This window comes from Nocardia seriolae NBRC 15557 (genome assembly GCF_007990715.1).
GTDB lineage: Bacteria > Actinomycetota > Actinomycetes > Mycobacteriales > Mycobacteriaceae > Nocardia > Nocardia seriolae.
Window position 1 is genome coordinate 1 of the sequence record NZ_BJWY01000259.1, and the last position, 1,558, is coordinate 1,558.

General features: G+C 62.9%; 2 protein-coding genes. One reads left to right on the forward strand and one right to left on the reverse strand.

All coding sequences use genetic code 11. From position 1 onward, the window contains the following. Positions 1-747 (forward strand): hypothetical protein (locus tag NS2_RS36635; protein WP_036552913.1); only part of this gene is annotated, 747 nt, incomplete at its 5' end. 160 nt (positions 748-907) lie between these two features. On the opposite strand, the gene NS2_RS35590 is transcribed toward NS2_RS36635, so the two are convergent. Continuing rightward, on the reverse strand, positions 908-1,417 hold the full coding sequence (locus tag NS2_RS35590) for a hypothetical protein (RefSeq protein WP_033091764.1): 510 nt from the start codon (positions 1,415-1,417) through the stop codon (positions 908-910). Positions 1,418-1,558: the final 141 nt, after the last annotated feature.

Consider the following 1,558-nt stretch of genomic DNA (forward strand, 5'->3'; position numbering starts at 1 on the left):
CTCATCGTTATTGGTGCTCAGGCTGTTTACCTGCGGACCGGCGGTATTGACATCGCCCTTGCGGAAGCGACAAAGGATAGTGACGTCGCACTGGATCCCCGTCGGCTCGCGGATGACCCGAAGATCGAGGCGGCAATGCGAAGGGCCGGGTTTCTCCCGTCGGCAAATGGACAGCCTGGATGCTGGGTCAATGCTTCCGGCATCCCGGTCGATCTCATGGTGCCCGAACAGCTCGCAGGCCCCGGTGGTAGGCAAGCGCGCGGTGCACGCATTCCACCGCATGACAAGCGGGCCACTCGGCGGGCAAGAGGTCTCGAAGCGACCTTGATAGATCACACCGAAATGATCGTCACCGCGCTCGATCCCGCTGATTGTCGCAGCATCACCGTCAAGGTCGCCGGGCCTGCGGCCCTGTTGGTCGCCAAGTGCCATAAGATCGCCGAGCGAATCGGAAACCCAATGCGACTCAACGACAAAGACGCTCATGACGCATATCGAATTCTGCGGGCCATCGATACCGAGACGCTCAGGGACGGATTCAGATCCCTGCTCAGGGAAGAACTCAGCATGGAAACCGCGCTGGAAGCACTCGACTATCTCGGCGAACTGTTCGCCGCCGGCCCAACCATGATCGGTTCTGCGATGGCCGGCCGCGCGGAGGAGGGCGTCGGTGATCCTGAGCAGGTCGCTGTCGCCGTCGCAATTCTCTCCGCCGACCTGATTCAGAGCATCAGGGAGGCAGAGTGAATTGTGGCGGTATTTCGGAACAGGATGGGCGAGTGTATGATTGGGTTGGCGGGGATGCTGTGGCGCGGCCGGGTGTGCACGATCCGCAGACGCTGAAGAAGGTCTGGCACTACCTGGCGTGCTTCGGGAGGATCACTCCGAGGTGATCTATCGGCGGAGTTCAGAAGAGGGGAGGGAGCACTGTGCCGACGCGGTCGTTGAAGCTGCGGTTGAGTGGTTCGAGGGGCTCGCCGGCGGCTTTTGCCTCTTCGAGATTTGTGGCCCAGACTGCGTCACCGGCGGAGATCCGGATTCGGTCGGCGAGAGACCGCAGGTCGTCATCGAAAACCCTTGCGCGCGACGATTCCAAGCGCAGGATGGTCTCGGACCAACCGACGGCCGTCGGTGTCTCCCAGCGCCGTGCCGGCCACGTTTCGGTCCGCCCGTATTCGGTGATCATTCGGTCGAGTTCGGCGTAGGCCGCCGCTATGAGGTCGGAGATCGCCGATTGGAGGGCGACGATGCTGTCGCGTTGGAAGACATCGTGCGCGGTCCGGCGCTCCCGCTCGTGAATACGATCTCGCTGCGCGAGCTCACGCCTCGTTGTGGCGATCTCCTTGAAGATTGTCCCGGCCGAGGATGTGATCGCTCCGACTATTACACCCGCAAACCCGAAAACAGCCGCGTCCACGGACACAATGATCCGCGATTACCGGGTTGGGCGGGCAGGTACTGCCGATTGGAGCAAGCCCTGGCCGGTATGCGCGGACGGGCGTTCGGGGCCGCCACCGGCGACTGGTGGCGGCCCCGAACCCGTGCGCGTCTAGTGTCC